This is a genomic window from Embleya sp. AB8 (assembly GCF_049739465.1).
Classification (GTDB): Bacteria; Actinomycetota; Actinomycetes; order Streptomycetales; family Streptomycetaceae; genus Embleya.
On record NZ_JBMHHY010000003.1, the window covers coordinates 198,613 to 220,105 of the forward strand.

Sequence of the window (21,493 nt, forward strand, 5' to 3'; positions counted from 1 at the left end):
GGACCCGAACAAGCACCCGCGAGCACCCGCAGGGACACGCCCCGGGGTCAACGTTCGCGCAGGTAGGCCGCCGCGACCGAACGCAGGTGCGCGTGCCGGCCCTCGTAGGCGCGCTGCCGGCCGAGCACCGCCTTGGGCAGCTTGGCCACCATCGTGTAGTTGGTGTCGCACACATTGGCCGCCGGAGCCAGGCCGGCCTGGCTGACCAGCTGGTAGGCGTCCAGCAGTTCCAGGTCGAGCAGGCCCGCCGTCCAGTCCACCAAGTCGCGCTGGCTGATCCGGAAGGCGTCCTCGAGCGGCCGGGCGGATCCGGTGGTGAGCAGGTGGTCGTCGTTCTCCAGGCGCGGCGACACCGGCGCGCCGCCCTTGATCAGGTCGACCACGATCACCGTGCGCATCGCCGCCTCCACCGCGGTCCCGCACAGCTCGCCCTCGCCCTGCCGGGCGTGCCCGTCGCCGATCGAGAGCATCGCGCCCGGGACGTTGACCCCGAAGTAGGCGGTGGTGCCGGCACGCATCTCGGGGGTGTCCATGTTGCCCCCGTGCGCGCCGGGCGTGATCGACATCAGCGTCTCGCCGGCGGCCGGCGCGACGCCCACCGTGCCGTGCATCGGGTCCAGGGGCAGTTCCACCGAGAAGTCGCTCTCCCGGGCCCGGAACCGGCAGGTGCCCGCGTCGGCGTCCAGGTCGTAGACCCAGACCCTTTCCTCCAGCGGCGCGTGCAACATCGCGGTGGTGTGCGTCGCGGTCAGCGCGCCGAAGTGCGGGAAGGTACTGGAGATGCCCCAGTCCCGGGCGGGCGCGATGTCCACGAAGTGCACCGCGAGGGTGTCCCCGGGTTCGGCGCCCTCGACCGCGATCGGGCCGGTGACCGGGTTGAGGTACGGGAACGTGCACACCGCGCTGGGCAGGTCGTCGATGCCCTTGACGTTGCCGCCGAAGCAGTCCTCGGTGGACAGTTCGACGATGGTGCCGGGGCGCACGGTGATCAGCGGGCGGCGCCCGCCGAAGGTGTACGCGTACTGGTGGTAGGTCGGCTTCAGCGAGACGACTTCGAGCAGGGTCATACGGGCTCCTCGGCCGCGTCGATGGCGGAGATCCGGGGTCGGCGGCCAGCCAGGACCAGTCCGGACAGCAGGGCCAGGCCGATCGCGAACCAGACCATGCCCAGGCGTTTCGCGTGGCCGTCGGCGTTCCAGACCACGTAGGCCAGGATCGCGAAGCCGAGCGAGGGGGCGATCAGGTGTCGCCAGTAGTCCCGGCTCTTGTGCCTGATCAGGTAGTGCACGACCACCGATACGTGCAGCACCAGGAAGGTGGTCAGCGCGCCGATGTTGACCAGGCTGCTGAGCGTGGTGATGCCGTCGTCGCGGGTGCTGGTGTACAGCCCCAGCGCCAGTGAGATGGCGGCGGTGAGCAGCGTGGCGTTGACCGGCACCCGGTGCTTGGGGTGGATCTTGGCCAGGAAGGACGGCAGTTGCCGGTCCCGGGCCATCGCGTAGAGCAGGCGTGAGGTGGCCGCCTGGGCGACCAGCGAGTTGGCGAAGCCCCACGCGATCGCCGTGGCCACGGCGGTGAGCTTGGCCAGCCAGCCGCCGGCCGCGACCCGGGCCGCGTCGTAGAAGGCGGTGCCGTCCGGGTCGCCGTTGTCGATCAGCGCCTTGGGGTCGGGCACGAGCAGCGAGGCCACCCAGGTCTGCACGATGAACAGGGTTCCGGCCAGGAGCAGTGCGGCGACCATCGAGCGGCCGATCGCCTTGGCCGAGTCCTTGTTCTCCTCGGAGAGCATGGAGATCCCGTCGAAGCCCAGGAAGCTCAGCGCCGCGATCGAGACGGCGCCGAAGACCAGGCTCCAGGAGAAGGTGTCGCTGTTGTAGATCGGGGTGAAGTCGAAGCCCCGGCCCTTGCCGTCCAGCAGTGCGACCACGCCGATCACGATGAACACGAGCAGGATGATCAGCTCGCCGATCAGCATGATCTTGTTGACCTTGGCGGTCATCTCCACGCCGAGGTAGTTGACCGCCGTGTTCAGCAGGACGAAGCCGACCACCCACATCCACACCGGGATCGAGCCGACCAGCGAGTGCATCGCGACGGCGGCGATCAGGTAGAGCAGGCCGGGGACCAGGATGTAGTCGAGCAGGATCATCCAGCCGGCCAGAAATCCCACCGGGGCGGCGATGCCGCGACCGGCGTAGGAGTAGACGGATCCGGCCATCGGGAACGCCTGGGACATCTGCGCGTAGGACAGCGCGGTGAACATCATCGCGACCATGCCGACGACGTAGGCGAGCGCGACCATGCCGCCGGAGCCTTCGAACACGCCGCCGAAGATGCCGAACGGCGCGATCGGAACCATGAAGACCAGCCCGTAGACGAGCAGGTCACGAAAGCTCAGGGAGCGGCGGAGCTCCTGCTTGTAGCCGTACTTCTCGATCGATTCGGGCTGCCCGGCGGATCCGGGCAGGGATCTGGGCGGGGAACCGGGCAGCGAGCCGGACGTCGATCCGGGCGCGGGGACTTCGCTCATGGTGGTCTCTCCTCGGGACGACCCCGAGGGGTCTCGGAGGAGACCCTAGAACCAGTTATTTCCGAATGGAAGTACTTTCCGGTCACGGAAGCACGGCGAAATCCAGCCCCTCGGCCCGCGCCAGGTGCACCCGCCGAGGCGGCGGACCCAGCGGCGAACGAGCCCACGCGCCGCGCGTGTCCGCCGGGTCACCCGCGAACAGGGACCGCACCGCCGCCGCCAACCCGTGCGGCGCCAACGCGTCGCGCGCGGCCAGCGCCGCGACCAGATGCAGCCCGTCGTACAACCCCTCGGCATAGGCGTCCAGCACCGGTGCCTCCGGCCCGAACAGCGCCCGGTGCCGCTCGGCCAGGCCGAGTCGGCGATCGTCGGTCTGCGACGCGAACGACTGCATCACCGCGTACATCGCCCCGGTGTCGTCCCCGCCGTAGGCCAACAGCCCGTTCTCCTCCAGCGAACCGGACAGCCGGACCAGGATCCGGTCCAGGCCCGCGTGCCGCAACGCCCGGTTGAAGTCGACCAGATCACGGCCGATCAGGCTCAGCAGCAGCGCATCCGCCCGGGTCACCCGCAACCCGGCCAACAACTCGTCCAACCCCGCCCGGACCGCGCCGAAGCCGACCCGTCGCTCGTACACCACGCTGCTGCGCGCCTGGGCGATCAGGCCGCCCGCCACCCGGTGGATCGCCTGCGGCCAGATGTAGTCGTTGCCGATCAGCGCCCACCGGCGCAGCCGATGATGCTCGGTCAGCCAACCGATCGACTCGCGCAACTGGCGCAGCGGGTCGACCCCGGTGCACACCACGCCGGGCAGCCGGGTGCCGCCCTCGTGCGGCGGGGTGAAGATGTACGGCGTGCGGCCGGCCACCACGGTCTCGATCGCGCGATGCACATCGCTGGTGTGGAAGCCGACCAGGACGTCCACCGCCCCGGCGGCGCCGAGCAGTTCGACCTCGGCCGCGACCCGGTCCGGCGGCCCGCCCGCGTCCACCAGGACCAGCTCCAAGGGGCGGTCGCGTACCCCTGCCGCGGTATTGATCTCGTGCGCCGCGAGCAGCGCCGCGTCCACCGCCGACGGCCCGATGATGCCGAGCGCACCGGACTGGGGCACCACGAGTCCCACTCGAAGCACGTGCGGATTCCGCTCGGAATGCAACGCGTCGAGCGGTTCGATCAGGACTGTCTCGACCTCGACGCTCATCAGGCGAGTAAGTATGCTCCTGGGATCGGTCCGGTGAAGAGGTGATGAGGATGTCTGCCGGCAAAGTCGCCGAGCAAGCCGTCGCACCCCCGCTGCTGATCGAGATGTTGACCGTCGCGCAACGTCGCCTCGCCCGCACGCTGACCCTCGCGTTGGCCGAGGAGGACTGCACCTTCGACCAGTGGCTGGTGCTGCGCGCACTCGGCGACGGGGCGGGCCGGCCGATGGGCGAGTTGGCCCAGACCCTGCTCATCCCGCAGGCCAGCCTGACCCGGATCGTCGACTCGCTGGTGGACGGCGGCTGGCTCTACCGCCGCCAATCCGGCACCGACCGCCGCCGGATCACCGCGCACCTGTCCCGGCGCGGCCACGACCGCCTGACCCGCCTGACGGCCCTGGCCGAGGCACACGAGGCGGCGGTACGAGCCACCTGCGCGTCCGACGACCCGGCCGCGCTGCTCACCCACCTCGCGGCCGGCCCACCGAGGCCCTGACCGACCCGGCGGCGCTGCTCGCCTATCCCGCGGCCGGGCTGCCCGGGTCCTGTCCCGTCGGCCCCGCCGCGTCGACCCGATCGCGACTGGCGGCCAGGTGGTGAGCCGTCGCGCCGACCCGCCGGGCGGCCACCTCGGCCGGGACTCCGCTCGCCACGATTCGGCCGCCGTCGGCACCGCCGCCGGGGCCCAGGTCGATCAGCCAGTCCGCGCCGGCGATCACATCCAGGTCGTGCTCGACCACCACCACCGTGTTGCCCGCCGCGACCAACCCGTGCAACTGCCGCATCAGCAGCTCGACATCGGCCGGATGCAGCCCGGCCGTCGGCTCGTCCAGCACATAGAGCGTGTGCCCGCGCCGGGCCCGCTGCAGCTCGCTCGCCAACTTGATCCGCTGCGCCTCGCCGCCGGACAACTCGGTCGCGGGTTGCCCGAGCCGCAGATACCCGAGCCCGACCTCGCGCAACATGGCCAAACTGCGCGCGGCGGCGGGCACCTCGGCCAGGAACTCGAAGGCGGCGTCCACGGTCAACCCGAGCACGTCCGCGACGCTCCGCCCCCGGTAGGCCACCTCCAGCGTGGCCGGGTTGTACCGCGCGCCATGACAGGTCGGACACGGCGCGTACGTCCCGGGCAGGAACAACAACTCGACCGCGACGAACCCCTCCCCCGAACACGTCTCGCACCGCCCGCCCGCCACGTTGAACGAGAACCGACTCGCGGTCCACCCGCGCTCGCGCGCCGCGTCGGTGTCCGCGAACAACTTGCGCACGGTGTCGAACAGCCCGGTGTAGGTGGCCAGATTCGACCTCGGGGTGCGCCCGATCGGCTTCTGATCCACCCGCACCAGCCGGTCGATCACCTCCAGCCCCTCGACGAAGCGAACCTCGCCGGACCAAGCCTGCCGACCGTCCGCCCCCTCGCCCTCCTCCGCCGCGCGCGTGCCCAACCGCTCCGCCGCCACCTCCGCCAACACCCCGCCCACCAGGCTCGACTTGCCCGACCCGGACACCCCCGTCACCGCCGTGAACACCCCCAGCGGAAACCGCACCGCCAGGTCGCGCAGGTTGTGCAGCGTCACCCCGCCCAACGTCACCCACCCGACCGGCGCCAACGGCTCCCGCGCCGGCGGCGCACCGGCCGGGAACAGGAACCGTCGCGTCGCCGAACCGGCCACCTCACGCAACCCGCCCGGCGGGCCGCTGTACAAAATCCGCCCGCCGCCCTCGCCCGCCCCCGGCCCGACGTCCACCAGCCAGCCGGCCCGCCGGGCCACCGCCATCCGATGCTCCACCACGAACAACGAATTGCCCGCCGCCCGCAGCCGATCGAGCACCACGAGCAGCGCCTCGGTATCCGCCGCGTGCAACCCCGCCGACGGCTCGTCCAGCACGTACACCACCCCGAACAGCCCCGACCGCAACTGGGTGGCAAGCCGCAACCGCTGCAATTCGCCCGAGGACAACGTCGGCGTCTCCCGATCCATGCTCAGATAGCCGAGCCCCAATTCGACCAACACCGCGATCCGGGCCACCAGATCGGCACAGATCGTCTCGGCCGGCTCACCCTGCGCCGACGCCCCCGCCCCCGCCAACACCTGCGCCGCCTCGACCAGCGGCAGCGCGACCAGCGCGGCGATGTCGTACCCGGCGAAGGTCACCGCCAACGAAGCCGGCCGCAACCGCCGACCGTGGCACACCGGACACGGCCCACTGCGCAGGAACCGCTCCACCCGCTTGCGTTGCGTCGCGCTCTTCGAGGTCGCGAACGTCTTCAACACGATGCGGCGCGCGCTGCTGTACGTCCCCTGGTAGTCGCGCTGGATGCGGTTCGCCTCGCGCACCGGCTGTACGGTGACCACCGGTTGGTCGTCGGTGAACAGGATCCACTCCCGCTCCACGCCGGGCAGTTCGCGCCACGGCCGGTCCACGTCGTAGCCGAGCGTGGCCAGGATGTCCCGCAGATTCTTCCCGTACCACGCACCCGGCCACGCGGCGATCGCGCCGTCCCGGATCGATTTGCTCGGGTCCGGGACCAGGGACGCCTCGTCGACGTCGTGCACCCGGCCCAACCCGTGGCAGTTCGGACAGGCGCCGGCGGCGGTGTTCGGGGAGAACGCGTCCGAGTCCACCGGTGCGGCGCCCGGCGGATACGTGCCCGCCCGGGAGAACAACATCCGCAGCGAGTTGGACAACGTGGTCAGGGTGCCCACGGTCGAGCGCGAGGTCGGCGCGGACCGCTGTTGGCGCAGCGCGATGGCCGGCGGCAGTCCGCTGATCTCGTCCACGTGCGGCGCGCCGACCTGCTGGATCAGCCGCCGCGCATAGGGCGCGATCGACTCGAAATAGCGCCGCTGCGCCTCCGCGTAGAGCGTCCCGAACGCCAGTGAGGACTTGCCCGAGCCGGACACCCCGGTGAACACCACGAACTCGTCGCGCGGGATGTCCACATCCACGTTCCGCAGATTGTGCTCCCGCGCGCCACGCACCCGAACGTACGGATCGTGCTCGCCCATCGTCTCCCGCCCCTCGCCACACCGACCGGAAGGTTGTCGTATGCCCGCCGAACGAACCCGACGAACCGTACGGCGCCGGCGCTGGTGATCGTCGGGATCCACCGCTACGGTCGGCGCGCGCCGGTTGCTCCGGTGTCGGAAAGCCGTGTTGCGAGGGGGCGTCGATGGGCCTGGACACGATCGATCCACGAACGCCGGTGCTGGTCGGGGTGGGTACGGCCGAGCAGCGCCTCGCCGAGGCCGGCGCCGGGGTGGGCGAGCTGGAGCTGATGGCCCGGGCCGTGGAAAACGCCGGCGAGGGCCTGAGCGGCGGGCTGCTCCGCGCGGTCGGCCGCGTCCTCGTGCCGCGCGGGACCTGGCGGCACGGCGATCCGGGGCGGTGGCTGGCCGATCGGTTGGGGCTCGTCGACGCGCACCCCGCTTTGGCCGAACTGGGGGTCCTGCAACAGTCGTTGCTCACCCGGGCGAGCGCCGACCTGGCCGCCGGCCGAGCCGACGCGGTGCTGGTGGTCGGCGGCGAGGCGGCGCACCGCCGGCTGCGCGCCCGAATCGCCGGACTGGACCTGGCCGACCCGGTCGCCGACGGGGTGCCGGACACGGTCTGGGCGCCGGGCGCGGACATCCTGGCCCGGGTCGAGATCGATCGCCATCTGGCGGTCCCGGCCCGGCAGTACGCCATCCTGGAATCGGCGATCGGCGCCGCCCGCGGCCTGTCCCCGGCGGCCGGCGCCCGCGAGATCGCCACGCTCTACGCGGACTTCTCCGCCGTCGCCGCCGAGGCCGGCCACTCGATCCGGGGCCGGGCGCTCGCCGCCGACGAACTGCTGACCCCCACCGGGCGCAACGCGTGGCTGGCGAGTCCCTACACCAAGTGGCACTGCTCGCAGCTCAATGTCGACCAGGCCGCCGCACTGCTCCTGTGCACGGTGGAGACCGCCCGTCGATTCGGCGTGCCGCGCGAGCGCTGGGTGTTCCCGACGGTGGCGGCCGAGGCGAACACGATGGTGCCGGTGGTGGCCCGACCGGATCCGGACCGCTCCCCCGGGTTCGCCGCGATCGGCGCGGCGCTCGGCCCGGGGGTCGCCGACGTGCGGCACGTGGACCTGTACAGCTGTTTCCCGGCGGCGGTCCGGATCCAGCAGCACGAACTGGGCCTGACCGGGCGGGCGGGCCGGGAGCTGACCGTCACCGGCGGGATGGCGTTCGCCGGTGGGCCGCTGAACAACCACGTGTTGCGGGCCACCGTGGAGGTGGCCCGGCGGGTCCGCGCGGAGGGCGGCGACGGCCTGGTGACGAGCGTGTCCGGGATGGTGACGAAGCAGGCCGGCGCGTTGTGGTCGGCACGCCCGGCGGCCGGCGGCTTCCGGGCGATCGACGTGAGCGCGGAGCTGCCGAGCCGGCCGGTGGACGCGGACTACGTGGGCCCGGCGCGGGTGGTGGGGTGCACGGTGGCGTTCGACCAGGGAGCGCCGACGGTGGCGATCGTGGTGGTCGAGGGTCCGCACGGCGTGCGGTCGGTGGCCACGTCGACGGCCCCGGACCTGCTCGCCTCGATGCGGGTCGACCCGTGGGTGGGCCGCCCGGTACGGGTGAACGGCGGCGACCTGTCGGCCTGAGCCGATTTCACCGCGTGCGCGGCCCCGACCCGGGTATCGGGGAAGCAGCAGCATCATCGCGCCGCGTCCGGCCCGCCCCCGGACCGCGCTCTCCCGAGGAGGCCACCGTGACCACCCCCTGGCCGGACCCACCGTCCCCGATTCCGCACCCCCCGCCCCCGCGCCCCCTCCCGAAGCCGGGCCCCGAGCCGCTGCCCCCCGACCCGGGCTCACCACCCCCACCCGACCCGGACCCCATCCCGAACCCGGGCCCACTGGATCGCCCCCGATCGACACCGAGGTGACGGCCCTGGGGCCGACCCACACCGGAGGGCGGTCCCCCGCCCGGTTCGTCCGTCCGCCCGTCAGCGGATCGGTACGTCCGACAACGTCCGGGCGATGACCAACCGCTGGATCTCGCTGGTGCCCTCGAAGATGGTGTAAATGGCGCTGTCCCGGTGCATACGCTCGACCGGGTATTCGCGGGTGTAGCCGTTCCCGCCCAGGATCTGCATCGCGGCCGAGGTCACCCACTTCGCCGTCTCGCCCGCGTACAGCTTGGACATCGAGCCCTCGGCCGCGGTGAAGGGCTGGTTCGTCGCGGCCATCCACGAGGCCCGCCAGGTGAGCAGGCGGGCCGCATCGATGCGGGTGCGCATGTCGGCGATGGTGAAGGCGACGCCCTGGTTGTCGATGATCGGCCGGCCGAACTGCTCCCGTACCTGCGCGTATTCGAGCGCCACCTCGTACGCGGCCCGGGCGATGCCGACCGCCTGTGCGGCCACCGCCGGCCGGGACGACTCGAAGGTGGCCATCGCCGCGTTCGACCGCGCCGACCCACCGGACCTGGCCCGCGCGATCCGCTCGTCCAGCCGGTCCTTGCCGCCGAGCAGGCAATCACCCGGGACGCGGACGTTGTCCAGGACCACCTCCGCCGTGTGCGACGCGCGGATCCCGTGCTTCTTGAACTTCTGGCCCTGGGAGAGCCCGGGCGTGTTCGGCGGGATCACGAAGCCGGCCTGCCCGCGCGAGCCCAGCGCAGGATCGATGGTGGCCATCACGACGTGCACGTGCGCGATGCCGCCGTTGGTGGCCCAGGTCTTGACCCCGTTGAGGATCCAGTCGCCGGTGGCCTCGTCGTACGTCGCACGGGTACGCATCGAGGACACGTCCGACCCGGCGTTGGGCTCGGAGGAGCAGAACGCGGCGACCCGCACATCGTCGGGCGTACCGAACAGTTCCGGTGCCCAGGTGATGATCTGCTCCTGGGTGCCGTTGGCCACCAGGCCGGCCGCGGCCAGCGCGGTGTCGGTCAGGGCCAGGCCCAACCCGGCGTCGCCCCAGAAGAGTTCCTCCATGATCAGCGGCATGCTCAGGCCGGTGGGATCGAACGCCTGGGTGGTGAAGAAGTCCAGCGAGTAGAGTCCGACCTTGGCGGCTTCCTGGATGATCGGCCAGGGGGTCTCCTCCCGCTCGTCCCACTCGGCGGCGGCCGGGCGCATGGTGTCGGCGGCAAAGGTGTGCACCCAGTCGCGGATGGTGGTCTGGTCCTCGTTCAGGGCGAGGCTGAAGGCGGTCATGGGTGGTGGGACCCCCGGGCATTCGTCGAATTGTTACCGGCTGGTAGCTTGAGTGTGTCGCCGCCCGTCGAGAGCGTCAAGAGGGCCGGAAACACCGGCCGATCGAGCCGCGCACCACCCCGACCGGCAAGCTGTGCCCTCGACGAAGGGTGAAGCCGGATGACCGGGAACAACGCGGTACAGGCGGTACAGGCAATACACGGAAGCATGTTCGGCCTCGCCTACGGCGACGCGCTGGGCGCACCGACCGAGTTCCTCTCCTACGCGCAGATCGTGCGCCGGTACGAGTTGCCCGGCCCGATGGACCTCGAAGGTGTGCCCGCCCTGGTCACCGACGACACCCAGATGGGCCTCGCGGTGGCCTACGCCCTGATCGACGCGCGCGCGAACGGCGAGACGTTGACCGCCGAACGACTCACCCCGCTCCTCGTCGAGCGGTTCGTCACCTGGTGGGGCTCCCCCGACAACACCCGCGCACCGGGCAACACCTGCATGTCCGCCTGCGCGGAGCTGGCCGCCGGCCGGGCCTGGCCGGACGCCACCCGCCGCGGCTCCAAGGGCTGCGGTGCGAACATGCGCGTCACCCCGCTCGGCCTGATCGCCGACCTCGACGAGGCCACCCGCTGCGGCGCGGCCCAGCTCCAGTCCGCGATCACCCACGGCCACCCCACCGCACTGGCCGCCGCCGACCTGACCGCGACCGCGGTCTCCGCGCTGCGCACCGGCCTGCCGATCGCCGAACTCCCCACCCACCTGCGCGCGCACGCCCACGCGCAGCGCGAGACCTACCGGGCCGACTGGCTCGGCGAGACCCTGTGGCAGGGCCCGTTCGCGGACACTCCGGAGGGCTTCATCGCGCGCGGCTGGGACGAATGCCTGGCCGTCCTGGACCGGCTCGACCAGGCGGTCCGGGAGGGCGACCGACGCGCCGACCCGTGCCACATCACCGGCGCCGGCTGGATCGCCGAGGAGGCATTGGCCACGGCCGCGCTGTGCGTCCTGCTCTACTCGGACGACCCCCGCTCGGCCCTCGCCCGCGCCGCCGCCACGTCCGGCGACTCCGACTCGATCGCCGCACTGGCCGGCGCGATGCTGGGCGCCGCCCACGGCATGGACGCGTGGCCCGTCGAGTGGCTCGACCGCATCGAGTACCGCACCGAACTCACCGAGGTATCGGCCGCCCTGGCCCAATAACCGGGATCGCCCACCCGTTCGGCGTCGTCGGCGCAACTCCTGCGAGGATTCGAGGATGGGAAAGATCCATGCCGCCGACCGGGCGGCCTTCGCGTGGGTGGCCTCGCATCATGTGCCGTGGGCGAACCGGGCGTTGCCGGCCCTGTCCCGGGCGGCCAATCATTCGCGCCTGTGGGTGGTGACCGGTGCGGGAATGGCGCTCTCCGGTGGGCGCGGCGGACGCCGGGCGGCAGTGCGCGGGCTCGGCTCGCTGGCGTTGGCCTCGACCATGACCAACGTGGTGCTCAAGAGTTGGGTACGCCGGCCCCGACCGGTGCTCGACGCCGTACCGATGGCCCGGCGGCTCGACCGGCAACCGTGGACGACGTCGTTCCCGTCGGGGCACGCGGCATCCGCGGCGGCCTTCGCCACCGGCGTTGCGCTGGAGTCGCGTCCGCTGGGCGTGGCGGCAGGCGCACTGGCCGGGTCGGTGGCGTTCTCCCGGGTGTACACGGGCGTCCACTATCCGGGCGATGTACTCGCGGGGGCGGCGCTCGGCGCGGGCGTCGCGGCGCTGACCCTGCGCTGGTGGCCGACCCGACCGGTCGAGGCCGCGTCGGCGCCGCCGCCGCGCGGGAAGGTTCCGGCGCTGGTCGAGGGCCACGGCCTGGTCGTCGTGGTCAACGGCTCGGCCGGTCCCGAGGGGGGCACCGCGCAGCGCCTGCGCGAACTGCTGCCCGGCGCCGAGGTGGTCGAACGCGGCCACGACGGCGACCTGATCGCCCTGCTCTGCGAGGCGGCCCGCGAGGCGCGGGTGCTGGGCGTCGCGGGCGGCGACGGCAGTGTCAACGCCGCCGCCCGGATCGCCCTGGACCGGGGCCTGCCGCTCGCCGTCTTCCCGGCCGGCACCCTCAACCACTTCGCCGGCGACCTGGGGTTGACCCACCTGGACGACACCGCGCACGCGCTCGCCGCGGGCGAGGCGGTCCTCGTCGACGTGGCCGATCTCCAACGCGACCACTCGCACCCGTTCTCCGCCGCCGACGGCGAGGAACTGGGCCCGGAACTCTTCCTGAACACCTTCTCGCTCGGCGTCTACCCCGATCTGGTGCGCTTCCGCGAGGAGTTGGAGGGCAGGATCGGCAAGTGGCCGGCCATGCTGGTCGGCCTGGTCCGAGTGCTGCGCGACGCGGGGCCGGTCAAGATGCGGGTCGACGGCCGCCCCCGCTCGCTCTGGCTGCTCTTCCTCGGCAACGGCCGGTACGCCCCGGAGGGCTTCGCACCGACGTACCGCCCCGACCTCACCGACGGCCTGCTCGACGTACGCATCGTCGACGCCTCCCGCCCGCTGGCCCGCACCCGCCTGGTGGCCGCCGTACTGTCCGGGACGCTCGGCCGCTCACGCGTGTACGAGGCGTCCACGGCCCGGACGGTCCGCCTGTCCGAGATCCAGGAGGGCGCGGAGCTCGCGGTGGACGGCGAGGTACGCCCGGGGGCATCCCAACTCCGGATCGCGAAGGGGCGACGGCTGACGGTGTACCGGCCGGAGGGAGCGCAGCGGGATTGAGATGACGGGGGGTTGGCTCGGTCCACCGCCAACTCGGCTCGATCCGCGCCGACTTGCGAGTATGGGTCCGCGCCGGTCGGCGCCGGCGAACCGTGGCCCGGCCGGCGTGCGTCCCGGGGGTGCGGGGGTCGCGATCCGGGGCACCGCTACGGTATGGGGCCGCCACCGGTCGACCGGCCGGATGGCGAGCACGCGAGCAGGTTTCGATCGGGGGCAGTGGTGGGGGTTTCGGGGGCGATATCCGGGCCGGCCGGACGCGTTGCGGCGGTCTTGGCGGCGGGGCGACTCGCGGCCGGAGTGGTGTCGTTGGTGGCGCCGCGCGGCGGAGGATGGCTACGGCCGATCGCGGCCCGGGAGGCGTCGGCCCTGGGCCGTGGCCTCGGCGCGCGCGATGTACTGCTGGGCGCGGGCGTACTGCGCGCCCTGGCCGCCGGCCGCGGCGGCGCCGAGTGGGCCTGGCTCGTGGTCGCCTCGGACCTGGCCGACGGGGCGGGCGGCGCCACCGAATGGCGACGCCTCACGGCCGCGGAACGCACGTGGGTGGGCGCGGTCTTCGCCTTGGCCGCATGCGAGATGGCGGTGGCCGTGGCGTTGGCCGCGACGAACGTGGACAACGTGGACGTCGAGAAGGCGTGGGACGCGCTGACGTAGTGGGTTGCCGAATTCGGGCGGGTGGTCGGTTGGTTGGTCGGTTGGTCGGTTGGTCGAGCGAGCTCAGGCAGGGGCCTTCAGCCCGAGAGCCGGGGAATACCCCCGCAGGGGGCGCGCGGGCGCTGAGGCACAATCGCGCCATGGCCATCACACTCAACCACACCATCGTCCCCGCCAAGGACCACAATGCGGCGGCCCGTTTCTTCGCCACGATCATGGGCCTGGAACAACTACCGCCCGACGGCGCCGACGGCCACTTCGCCCCGGTCCGGGTCAACGAGGGGCTCACCCTCGACTTCATGATCGCCCCCGCCGCCGAGGGACATCACCTGGCCTTCGACGTCGACCCGGTCACCTTCGACGCCGTCCTGAGCCGACTCCGGCAGGCCGAAATCCCGTACGGCAACGACCCCGCCGACCCCACGAACGGGCGCATCGACCACCCGTTGTGTGCCCGAGGCCTGTTCTTCGCCGACGACTCGGGAAACCTGTACGAGGTCATGTCCCCGTCCTGAACCTGCGATCGGCCACGCTCCGGGCCACCCCGCATCGATCGGCGCCGCCTGCGCACGCAGCCGATGCGGCCACCGAGGCGGACGGACACCGCCCCGGCCCGGAGCGTCCTGGCCGGTGGGGTAGGCGGTCTCATGGACGACCGGCGGGCGGCCTCGCGGGCGACGGGCGATGGGTGGGCGGCCTCGTGGACGACGCGCGACGGGCGACAGGGCTGCGGGACCCGGCCCCGGCCGGCCGGTGACCCGCCCGATCGGCGCTGCTCACGACTCCGGACACGGGCTTCCCCCCAAGCCGCCTGCCCGACGCCACGTCGCACAGGCTCGACGACGGCAAGGCAACCGATGGACGGCGAACGCCGCCCACCACCAAATGGTTTGGTTCAACGGAGTATCCGTTCGGCGCCCACCGCCGTGACAGGTCAAGTCCTGCCCTGTCACGCCGCGCCGTCGTGTGCCCGAACCGCCACGCCGCACCGCACCGCCCGTCGGGCCACCGAGCACCGGCGACGCAACAACCCACACAGCCCAATCACCGGCCGAGCGCTCCGCCGCCGACGCGGGCCCACCACCCACCACCTCGCGCCGCGCCGCTCACCCGGAGTCCACGCCGAACTCACCACCCGGGCCCAGCCGTTCCCACCACGTCCCGCCCTGCCCGGAACCGGCTGCGCCGCGACCCGCCCCCGCCGGGCCTCCCCTGACGCCCGTGCCTCCGGCGCACTGGGGTGTCACCCGTTTGCCCTATGCTCAAGTCCCATGGTTGCGCGGCCGTTGGGCGAAATTGTCGAGGCAGGATGGGCCAAGGCCCTGGAACCCGTGGCGGGTCGAGTGGCCGCCATGGGCGACTTTCTGCGAGGAGAGATTGCCGCCGGGCGGCGATACGTGCCGGCGGGTGCGAACGTACTGCGGGCGTTCACCCAGCCGTTCGCGGACGTACGAGTGCTGATCGTGGGTCAGGATCCCTATCCCAATCCCGGACACGCGGTGGGACTGAGCTTCTCGGTCGCGCCCGAGGTACGGCCGCTGCCGGGTTCGCTGATCAACATCTTCACCGAGATGAGCCGCGACCTGGACCTCCCCACGCCGACCAACGGTGACCTGACCCCGTGGGCCGCCCAGGGCGTACTGCTGCTGAACCGAGCCCTGACCACCGCCCCCGGCCGGCCTGCCGCACATCGCGGCAAGGGCTGGGAGGAAGTCACCGAGCAGGCCATCAGGGCGCTCGCCGAGCGCGGCACGCCACTGGTGTCGATCCTGTGGGGCCGCGACGCCCGCAACGCCCGTCCCCTCCTCGGCCCGGGCGCGGCGGTGGTCGAATCGGCCCACCCGTCCCCGATGTCGGCCTCCGGCGGCTTCTTCGGCTCCCGCCCGTTCTCCCGCACCAACGAACTTCTCGCCGCCCAGGGCGCCCAACCGGTCGACTGGCGCCTGCCGTAGGGGGGCGCAGCGGCGCTGCCGTAACGATGCCGAGTGGGCCCGAGTCGCTTCGGTAGCAACCCCGGGCCCAACCCGAGCGCGCGTCGCCGGCGCCAAGACTGACCGGTCCGGGGGCCGGGCCGGGCCGCGAGCGAAGCAGGCCGACAAGCAGGCGGGCGGGCAGGACCGGGTCCGCACCGCGTCCGCGCAGCCAACCGCGCCGCGACGCCGGGGGCGCCGGCGCAGCAGGCAAGGTCGACCGACCCGCCATCACTCACCGCAATCATCCATCACTCCCCGTCACCAGCAACGGGACCGCACCCGATCTGGATAGGGTGGCCGCCGGTACAACCGGTCATGGGCCACCGCCGGTCGGGGCCGTCGCTTGGAGGAACCTTCTTCGATGTCAGGCAATAGCGTTCCCGGCCAGGGGGGTGCGCCGCAGCGCTCCTCCGAGGCGTTGCCGCCGCGTTCCAAATTGGCGATCACCGCGAGTCGGGTGACCGCGGCCATCTCGCGACGCGCCGGCAAGGGCAGCGGTTCGGTGATCGGCGGCAAGCTCGCCCTGCGGCTCGCCCCGGACCTGCTCGCGCAGTTGTCCGTGGGCCTGCAGGTGGTGCTGATCTCCGGCACCAACGGCAAGACCACCACCACCCGCCTGGTCGCCGAGGCGATGCGCGCCGCGGGTCCCGTGGTGTCCAACGCGCTGGGCGCGAACATGCCGGCGGGCATCACCTCCGCCCTCGCCGGCGCGGGCAACGAGGCCCGCTACGGCGTGATCGAGGTGGACGAGAAGTACCTCGCCGGCGTCGCCCGCGACTCCGACCCGGTCGCGATCGCGCTGCTCAACCTCTCCCGCGACCAACTCGACCGGGCCGCGGAGACTCGAATGCTGGCCGAGAAGTGGCGCGAGGGCCTGCGCGGGCGCGACGCGATCGTGGTCGCCAACGCCGACGACCCGCTGATCGTGTGGGCCGCCTCCTCCAGCAAGGACGTGTTGTGGGTCGCCGCCGGGCAGACCTGGCAGGAGGACTCCTGGTCCTGCCCGCAGTGCGGTGGCGTGATGCAGCGTCCCGGCGAGGACTGGTTCTGCTCGCAGTGCGACTTCCGCCGCCCGTCCCCGAGTTGGTCGCTCGCCGGCGAGCGGATGGTCGACCCCGACGGCCGCATCTGGCCGCTGCACCTGCAGCTGCCCGGCCGGGCCAACCGCGCCAACGCGGTCACCGCCGCCGCCATAGCGTCCCTGTTCGGTGTCCCGGTCGAGGCCGCCCTGGAGCGGATGAAGCACGTGACCGCCGTGGCCGGCCGCTACGACGTGGTCGACTACAAGGGCCGCAAGCTCCGGCTGCTGCTGGCCAAGAACCCGGCCGGCTGGGTCGAGACGTTCTCCCTGATCGACCCCCCGCCGACCCCGGTCATCCTGTCCGTCAACGCGCTGGACGCGGACGGCAAGGACACCTCCTGGATCTGGGACGTCGACTTCACCCAGCTCGCCGGCCGCCCGCTGTTCGTACTCGGTCAGCGCCGCCTCGACCTCGCGGTGCGGCTGGAGGTCGCGGGCCTTCAGTTCCAGGTCTTCGAGACGGCCGCCCAGGCGGTCGCGGCCTGCCCGCCGGGCCAGATCGAGGTCATCGCCAACTACACGGCGTTCCAACAGCTGCGCAAGACGATCAAGGAAGCGGCACAGGCATGATCGGTGAGAGCAGGCTGCGCCTGGTCTGGATCTACCCGGACCTGCTCAGCACATATGGCGACCAGGGCAACGCGCTGATCGTGGAGCGCCGTGCGCAGCTGCGCGGCATCGAGGTCGAGCGCGTGGACGTGCGCTCCGACCAGGCCGTGCCCACCTCCGGGGACATCTACCTGATCGGCGGCGGCGAGGACCGTCCGCAGCGCCTGGCCGCCGAGCGGCTGCGCCGCGACCCGGGCCTGGCCACCGCCGTCGGCGCGGGCGCCGCGCTGCTCGCGGTGTGTGCCGGCTACCAGATCATCGGCAACGAGTTCATCGACGACCTGGACCAGCCCGAGGCGGGCCTGGGCCTGCTGGACGTACGCTCCGGCCGCGGCGCGCCCGGGAAGCGCTGTGTCGGCGAGGTGCTGGCCGAGGTCGACCCGGCACTGGGGCTGCCGGTGTTGTCCGGGTTCGAGAACCACCAGGGCGTCACCCACGTCGGCCCCGGCGCCAAGCCGCTGGCCAAGGTCACCCACGGCAACGGCAACGGCACCGGCGACGGCACCGAGGGTGCCTACGCGGGTCGGGTGATCGGCACGTACATGCACGGCCCGGTGCTGTCCCGCAACCCGGCGCTCGCCGACCTGCTGCTCACCTGGGCCACCGGCGTACCGCTGACCCCGCTCGGCGACCACTGGCACGAGCAGCTCCGCTCCGAACGCCTGCGCACGGTACGGGCCGCCGCCTCGAACTGAGGCCGGTACCAAGGCAAGGGGCCCGGATACCGCCGATCGAGCGGTATCCGGGCCCCTTGTCCATCGTGCGCGTGGGAGCGTCAGCGCGTGTGCACCGCGCCGTGCGGATCCTCGCAGTGCGCGCGCGTGCTGCCGATGGCCAGCACCGCCGGGTCGGCGTGGTCGACCTGAAGCGTCGTGTGGGTGATCGCGTACCGCTCGCGCAGCCGCCCCTGGAGTCGGTCCCGGACCCGGTGGCAGTCGTCGCCGGGCTCGACCAGTACGTGGGCGGACAGCGCCGGGAAGCCGGACGTGATGGTCCAGATGTGCAGGTCGTGGATCTCGGTGACACCGTCGACCGAGGCCAGATCCGTACCGACCGCGTCCGGGTCGATGCCGGTCGGTGCGGCCTCCAGGAAGATCCGCCACGATTCGCGGACCAGCGTGATACCGGACTTGAGCATCAGCGCGGCGACGATCAGCGAGGCGATCGCGTCCGCGCGGGCGAAGCCGGTGGTCAGTACCACGACGCCGGAGACCAGCGTGGCGATGAACGCCCACAGGTCGTTGAGGATGTGCTGGTAGGCGCCCTCGACGTTGAGGCTGGACCGGTTGGCCCGGGAGATCAGCCACGCCGCGACCACGTTGATCACGATGCCGACCGCGGCGGTGACGATCACCAGGCCGCCCTCGACGTCCGGCGGCGCGATCAGCCGGCGGATCGCCTCGTAGGTGAACCACACCGCCAGGACCAGGAATGTGATGCCGTTGATCTGCGCGGACAGGATCTCCGCGCGCTTGAACCCGTACGTCCAACGGCCCCGCGCCGGCCGGGCCGCGAGCCGCATCGCCACCAGCGCCAGGCCGATCGCGAACGCGTCGGTGACCATGTGGCCGGCGTCGGTGATCAGCGCCAGGGAACCGGCCAGGATGCCGACCGTGACCTCGATGACGATGAACGCGCCGATCAGCACGAGTGCTGCGGTCAGGTAGCGCCGATCCGCGTCCGCGGCCACCCCGTGCGAATGACCGGCGTGCCCGGACCCGCCGTGGTCGTGCCCGTCGTGCCCGTCGTGTTCGCCATGGTCCGCGTGCTCCGCCGCCGGTTTCCCGGCGGCGTTCTCGTTCTCGCGGGTGGTCATCAGGCCCCTCCGGGGATCTCGGTCGCGCAGCCGATGTGATCGGTGGCGGGCGCGTGGCCGATGTGCGCCAGCGCCACGTCCAGAAGCAGACGTACGTGGGCGTCCGCGAGGCGGTAGTAGGCCATCCGGCCCGCCCGCCGCACCGTCACCACCTGGTGTGCGCGCAGCAGCCGCAACTGGTGCGAGACCGCCGACTCGCCCTGCCCGCACGCGGCGGCCAGGTCGCGTACGCACAACTCGCCCTCCAGAAGGGCGACCAGCAGGGTCAACCGCCCCGGATCGCCGAGGAGGGCGAACACATCGGCGGTCTCCGCCAGATGCGGCCCGTCGGGAAGCCGCGACCGCACCGAGTCCACCAGATCGGCGTTCACCGGCTGCGCCATCGGGCCACCTCCGTCCTCACGTCCATGCCCATTTCACGTCGACTCCGACATCGTAACGTCTGAACAGCTCTTCATACGAGCACGGGAAGAAAGATAGGGGTCGGGGGTATCGATCCGCAAGCGGGGACACCGACCGAATCGCGCCGACGGGAGGGCGCGGGCGCGTGGATCGCGGCGGGCGGTGTGGACGCGGCGGCGCTGAGCACCGGTCGGGTCGGTTTCGCGGGTGTGCCCGCCGCGAAGCCGACCCGTCGGGCCGGCCCGGCGAGCATGTCGAGGTGCCGGTTCGGCCGCACCCGGCGGAGACCGGCGTACCTTCGGCCACGGCACGGCCGCGCACTCCGGCGGCCCCGGCCGATCCCGGAGTGGGCGCCGGGCGGGGGCGCGCGGGGCGGGTGTCACGCGTAAGGGTGGACCCGGGCCGGCCGCCCCTGGCGCGCGCTGTGCGTGGGCGGCGCGCTCGCCAGGGCGTTTCGCCGGCGTACGCCCCCGAACGCCCCGCCGAGCGGCGTGTGAAAGTGTCGCAACCCGGACGCGGTCGGTGTCGGAATCGGTACGCTCCGAGGGAATTCCCTCGGAAGATCCGTACACCCGCCATCGGGGACATCATGAGTCACGCCAGGCGCCGCAACGGTGCCGTGTCCGTCCATCGCGTCACCGCCACCGGCTCGGGAGGCGCGGTATGACCGTGCTCAACGATGCCCATCCGGTGTGTCGGTTCGATCTGCCGCCGCACGAGGCGGAGGTGTCCGCGGCTCGGCGCAAGGTGGTCGCGATCGCCGTCGGGTGGGGCATGCCCGCCCACGGCGATCTGGTGGACACCCTGCGTCTGGTCGTGTCCGAGCTGGTGACCAACGCGGTCCGGCACGCGGGGGTGTTGACCCCCGCGATCGCGGTCACGGTGCGTGGCACGGCCGAGGGCGGCGTGCAGGTGGGGGTGCACGATCGACACCCGTTCTGCCCCAAGGCCCTGTTGCAGACGGTCGACGACGACAGCGGGCGGGGCCTGCTGATCGTCAAGGCCCTGGTCACGGAGGCCGGCGGATACGCGGGGATCCAGCCGGATGCCGGCGGCGGCAAGACGGTGTGGGTCACCCTGCCGCTGCGCTGAGTCCGGCGGCACGTCGGCGCGAGTGGCGGCCGGCCCCGGCTCGACCGGGCGAAGCGGAGCGCGCGGGAGTCACAACTTCAGCTCGAACCGCTGCTCGACGGCGTCGATCCCACAGAAACGGGCGGGGTGTTCCTCGGTGAGCGTGAACCCGGCCCGGTCGTACAGGTACCTGGAGGCGCTCAGCCCGGCGATCGTCCAGAGGTACACGCCGACCGCCTCGCGCCGCCGGGCCTCGGCCAACGCGGTGTCCAGGAGCGCCCGGCCGACGCCTTGCCCCCGGGCCGCCGGATCCAGGACCACCCAGCGCAACCGGGTCCACCCGCCCTCCTCCCGAGTGAGCCCCACCGCCCCGAGCACCCGCCCCGCACCCTCGGCCACCCACATCCGCCCGGGCCCGTCGCCCCCTTCCCGAGCCCGGGCCAGCACCAGTTCGGCCATGCCGGCGGCGACTCCGGCCTCCATGGTGGCGTCCATCCCGTATTCGTCGCTGTACAGCACCCCGTGCAACGCGGCCACGGCCCCCAGGTCCCCGGGCCGCGTCGCCTCCCGAATGTGCACGGCGTGCTCCGTCGATGCCGAATCCATATCTGGAAACCCCTCTACTGAAACAGTCGTTTCAGTAGAGGATAGGCAGATGCCCACCGCCGCGAAACCCCCCACCTCGGCCCGCCGCGACGAACTGCTCGCCGCGAGCGTGACCTATGTCGCCGAACACGGCCTGGCCGATCTCTCGCTTCGCCCGCTGGCCCAGGCGATCGGCTCCAGCCCGCGCGTCCTGCTCTACCTGTTCGGCTCGAAGGACGGCCTGGTCCAGGAGATCCTGAACGCCGGCCGAGCCGAACAACTGACCCTGATCGAGCGCGCCGACGACCACCCGGGCTCGGCCCGGGAAACCCTCGACCACCTGTGGACCTGGCTGATGGCCCCCGAACGCCGAGGCGCCCTACGCCTGTTCTTCGACGGCTACGTGCACTCCTTCAACGGCGAAGCTCCCTGGTCCGACTTCGCCACCAGATCCCTCGACGAATGGCTCCCGCCACTGAGCCGAGTCCTGGCCGACCACAACGTCCCGCCGACCCTCGTCCTGGCCGTCCTCCGGGGCCTCCTCCTGGACCACGTGGCGGCGAGCACCCCGGAGGACCACCGACGCATCCACTCGGCCTGGACCACCTTCCTGGACCGGACCCTCCCGACGGCCCCGACCGACTGACGGC

Annotated in this window: 19 protein-coding genes; 11 read left to right on the top strand and 8 right to left on the bottom strand. The window is 72.3% G+C overall.

Features of this window, described 5'->3' with window-relative positions; genetic code table 11:
- Positions 1-47 precede the first annotated feature (47 nt).
- The 3 genes from ABIA38_RS05670 to ABIA38_RS05680 all read right to left on the bottom strand — a co-directional run bounded on the left by ABIA38_RS05670 (position 48) and on the right by ABIA38_RS05680 (position 3,731).
- Positions 48-1,067, bottom strand: a complete 1,020-nt coding sequence (locus tag ABIA38_RS05670; RefSeq protein WP_424637302.1) for an acetamidase/formamidase family protein — start codon at positions 1,065-1,067, stop codon at positions 48-50.
- On the bottom strand, positions 1,064-2,530 hold the full coding sequence (locus ABIA38_RS05675) for an APC family permease (RefSeq protein ID WP_424637303.1): 1,467 nt from the start codon (positions 2,528-2,530) through the stop codon (positions 1,064-1,066). The genes ABIA38_RS05670 and ABIA38_RS05675 overlap by 4 nt, the downstream gene beginning before the upstream one ends.
- Positions 2,531-2,612: 82 nt before the next feature.
- Positions 2,613-3,731: an ABC transporter substrate-binding protein gene (locus tag ABIA38_RS05680; RefSeq protein ID WP_424637304.1), complete on the bottom strand. Its 1,119-nt coding sequence runs from the start codon at positions 3,729-3,731 to the stop codon at positions 2,613-2,615.
- Positions 3,732-3,781: 50 nt separating this feature from the next.
- On the opposite strand from ABIA38_RS05680, the gene ABIA38_RS05685 reads away from it, so the two are divergent.
- Positions 3,782-4,225, top strand: coding sequence for a MarR family winged helix-turn-helix transcriptional regulator (locus ABIA38_RS05685; RefSeq protein WP_424637305.1), 444 nt, complete (start codon positions 3,782-3,784; stop codon positions 4,223-4,225).
- Between the two features lie 22 nt (positions 4,226-4,247).
- Here the strand turns inward: ABIA38_RS05685 and ABIA38_RS05690 are convergent, their stop codons facing one another.
- Positions 4,248-6,740: an ATP-binding cassette domain-containing protein gene (locus ABIA38_RS05690; protein WP_424637306.1), complete on the bottom strand. Its 2,493-nt coding sequence runs from the start codon at positions 6,738-6,740 to the stop codon at positions 4,248-4,250.
- Between the two features lie 164 nt (positions 6,741-6,904).
- Between ABIA38_RS05690 and ABIA38_RS05695 the strand changes: the two genes are divergently transcribed.
- Positions 6,905-8,356, top strand: coding sequence for an acetyl-CoA acetyltransferase (locus tag ABIA38_RS05695; protein ID WP_424637307.1), 1,452 nt, complete (start codon positions 6,905-6,907; stop codon positions 8,354-8,356).
- A gap of 344 nt (positions 8,357-8,700) precedes the next feature.
- Here ABIA38_RS05695 and ABIA38_RS05700 read toward each other — a convergent pair whose 3' ends face one another.
- Positions 8,701-9,915 (bottom strand): acyl-CoA dehydrogenase family protein, encoded by a 1,215-nt coding sequence (locus ABIA38_RS05700; protein ID WP_424637308.1) that lies wholly within the window; start codon positions 9,913-9,915, stop codon positions 8,701-8,703.
- Positions 9,916-10,074: 159 nt separating this feature from the next.
- On the opposite strand from ABIA38_RS05700, the gene ABIA38_RS05705 reads away from it, so the two are divergent.
- The 7 genes from ABIA38_RS05705 (at position 10,075) to ABIA38_RS05735 (ending at position 17,664) form a co-directional block, all read left to right on the top strand.
- A complete protein-coding gene (locus ABIA38_RS05705) occupies positions 10,075-11,109 on the top strand; it encodes an ADP-ribosylglycohydrolase family protein (protein WP_424637309.1) in 1,035 nt (344 codons plus the stop codon).
- 55 nt (positions 11,110-11,164) lie between these two features.
- On the top strand, positions 11,165-12,655 hold the full coding sequence (locus ABIA38_RS05710) for a phosphatase PAP2 family protein (protein ID WP_424637310.1): 1,491 nt from the start codon (positions 11,165-11,167) through the stop codon (positions 12,653-12,655).
- Positions 12,656-12,874: 219 nt separating this feature from the next.
- Complete coding sequence (locus ABIA38_RS05715) at positions 12,875-13,306, top strand: hypothetical protein (RefSeq protein ID WP_424637311.1); 432 nt, start codon at positions 12,875-12,877, stop codon at positions 13,304-13,306.
- Positions 13,307-13,446: 140 nt separating this feature from the next.
- The gene (locus tag ABIA38_RS05720; protein ID WP_424637312.1) at positions 13,447-13,821 is read left to right on the top strand and encodes a VOC family protein; all 375 of its coding nucleotides are present in this window, start codon (positions 13,447-13,449) and stop codon (positions 13,819-13,821) included.
- A gap of 756 nt (positions 13,822-14,577) precedes the next feature.
- On the top strand, positions 14,578-15,258 hold the full coding sequence (locus ABIA38_RS05725; RefSeq protein ID WP_424637313.1) for a uracil-DNA glycosylase: 681 nt from the start codon (positions 14,578-14,580) through the stop codon (positions 15,256-15,258).
- Positions 15,259-15,640: 382 nt separating this feature from the next.
- Positions 15,641-16,930 (top strand): MurT ligase domain-containing protein, encoded by a 1,290-nt coding sequence (locus ABIA38_RS05730; protein ID WP_424637314.1) that lies wholly within the window; start codon positions 15,641-15,643, stop codon positions 16,928-16,930.
- On the top strand, positions 16,930-17,664 hold the full coding sequence (locus ABIA38_RS05735) for a type 1 glutamine amidotransferase (protein ID WP_424637496.1): 735 nt from the start codon (positions 16,930-16,932) through the stop codon (positions 17,662-17,664). Before ABIA38_RS05730 ends, ABIA38_RS05735 begins: the two co-directional genes overlap by 1 nt.
- 80 nt (positions 17,665-17,744) lie before the next feature.
- Here ABIA38_RS05735 and ABIA38_RS05740 read toward each other — a convergent pair whose 3' ends face one another.
- Complete coding sequence (locus ABIA38_RS05740) at positions 17,745-18,785, bottom strand: cation diffusion facilitator family transporter (RefSeq protein ID WP_424637315.1); 1,041 nt, start codon at positions 18,783-18,785, stop codon at positions 17,745-17,747.
- Entirely contained in the window at positions 18,785-19,168 is a 384-nt protein-coding gene (locus ABIA38_RS05745; RefSeq protein ID WP_424637316.1) for an ArsR/SmtB family transcription factor, read from the bottom strand. Before ABIA38_RS05745 ends, ABIA38_RS05740 begins: the two co-directional genes overlap by 1 nt.
- 682 nt (positions 19,169-19,850) lie before the next feature.
- Between ABIA38_RS05745 and ABIA38_RS05750 the strand changes: the two genes are divergently transcribed.
- Positions 19,851-20,279: an ATP-binding protein gene (locus ABIA38_RS05750; RefSeq protein ID WP_424637317.1), complete on the top strand. Its 429-nt coding sequence runs from the start codon at positions 19,851-19,853 to the stop codon at positions 20,277-20,279.
- A gap of 69 nt (positions 20,280-20,348) precedes the next feature.
- Here the strand turns inward: ABIA38_RS05750 and ABIA38_RS05755 are convergent, their stop codons facing one another.
- Positions 20,349-20,837, bottom strand: a complete 489-nt coding sequence (locus ABIA38_RS05755; protein WP_424637318.1) for a GNAT family N-acetyltransferase — start codon at positions 20,835-20,837, stop codon at positions 20,349-20,351.
- Between the two features lie 76 nt (positions 20,838-20,913).
- Here ABIA38_RS05755 and ABIA38_RS05760 point away from each other — a divergent pair, with 76 nt between their 5' ends.
- Entirely contained in the window at positions 20,914-21,489 is a 576-nt protein-coding gene (locus tag ABIA38_RS05760; RefSeq protein WP_424637319.1) for a TetR/AcrR family transcriptional regulator, read from the top strand.
- The last annotated feature ends 4 nt before the right edge of the window (positions 21,490-21,493 follow it).

What these genes read in the sequence shown, in the direction of transcription:
- ABIA38_RS05670 (WP_424637302.1), bottom strand. Translation starts at nt 1,067, where the DNA reads ATGACCCTGCTCGAAGTCGTCTCGCTGAAGCCGACCTACCACCAGTAC.
- ABIA38_RS05675 (WP_424637303.1), bottom strand. Translation starts at nt 2,530, where the DNA reads ATGAGCGAAGTCCCCGCGCCCGGATCGACGTCCGGCTCGCTGCCCGGT.
- ABIA38_RS05680 (WP_424637304.1), bottom strand. Translation starts at nt 3,731, where the DNA reads ATGAGCGTCGAGGTCGAGACAGTCCTGATCGAACCGCTCGACGCGTTG.
- ABIA38_RS05685 (WP_424637305.1), top strand. Translation starts at nt 3,782, where the DNA reads ATGTCTGCCGGCAAAGTCGCCGAGCAAGCCGTCGCACCCCCGCTGCTG.
- ABIA38_RS05690 (WP_424637306.1), bottom strand. Translation starts at nt 6,740, where the DNA reads ATGGGCGAGCACGATCCGTACGTTCGGGTGCGTGGCGCGCGGGAGCAC.
- ABIA38_RS05695 (WP_424637307.1), top strand. Translation starts at nt 6,905, where the DNA reads ATGGGCCTGGACACGATCGATCCACGAACGCCGGTGCTGGTCGGGGTG.
- ABIA38_RS05700 (WP_424637308.1), bottom strand. Translation starts at nt 9,915, where the DNA reads ATGACCGCCTTCAGCCTCGCCCTGAACGAGGACCAGACCACCATCCGC.
- ABIA38_RS05705 (WP_424637309.1), top strand. Translation starts at nt 10,075, where the DNA reads ATGACCGGGAACAACGCGGTACAGGCGGTACAGGCAATACACGGAAGC.
- ABIA38_RS05710 (WP_424637310.1), top strand. Translation starts at nt 11,165, where the DNA reads ATGGGAAAGATCCATGCCGCCGACCGGGCGGCCTTCGCGTGGGTGGCC.
- ABIA38_RS05720 (WP_424637312.1), top strand. Translation starts at nt 13,447, where the DNA reads ATGGCCATCACACTCAACCACACCATCGTCCCCGCCAAGGACCACAAT.
- ABIA38_RS05725 (WP_424637313.1), top strand. Translation starts at nt 14,578, where the DNA reads ATGGTTGCGCGGCCGTTGGGCGAAATTGTCGAGGCAGGATGGGCCAAG.
- ABIA38_RS05730 (WP_424637314.1), top strand. Translation starts at nt 15,641, where the DNA reads ATGTCAGGCAATAGCGTTCCCGGCCAGGGGGGTGCGCCGCAGCGCTCC.
- ABIA38_RS05740 (WP_424637315.1), bottom strand. Translation starts at nt 18,785, where the DNA reads ATGACCACCCGCGAGAACGAGAACGCCGCCGGGAAACCGGCGGCGGAG.
- ABIA38_RS05745 (WP_424637316.1), bottom strand. Translation starts at nt 19,168, where the DNA reads ATGGCGCAGCCGGTGAACGCCGATCTGGTGGACTCGGTGCGGTCGCGG.
- ABIA38_RS05750 (WP_424637317.1), top strand. Translation starts at nt 19,851, where the DNA reads ATGACCGTGCTCAACGATGCCCATCCGGTGTGTCGGTTCGATCTGCCG.
- ABIA38_RS05760 (WP_424637319.1), top strand. Translation starts at nt 20,914, where the DNA reads ATGCCCACCGCCGCGAAACCCCCCACCTCGGCCCGCCGCGACGAACTG.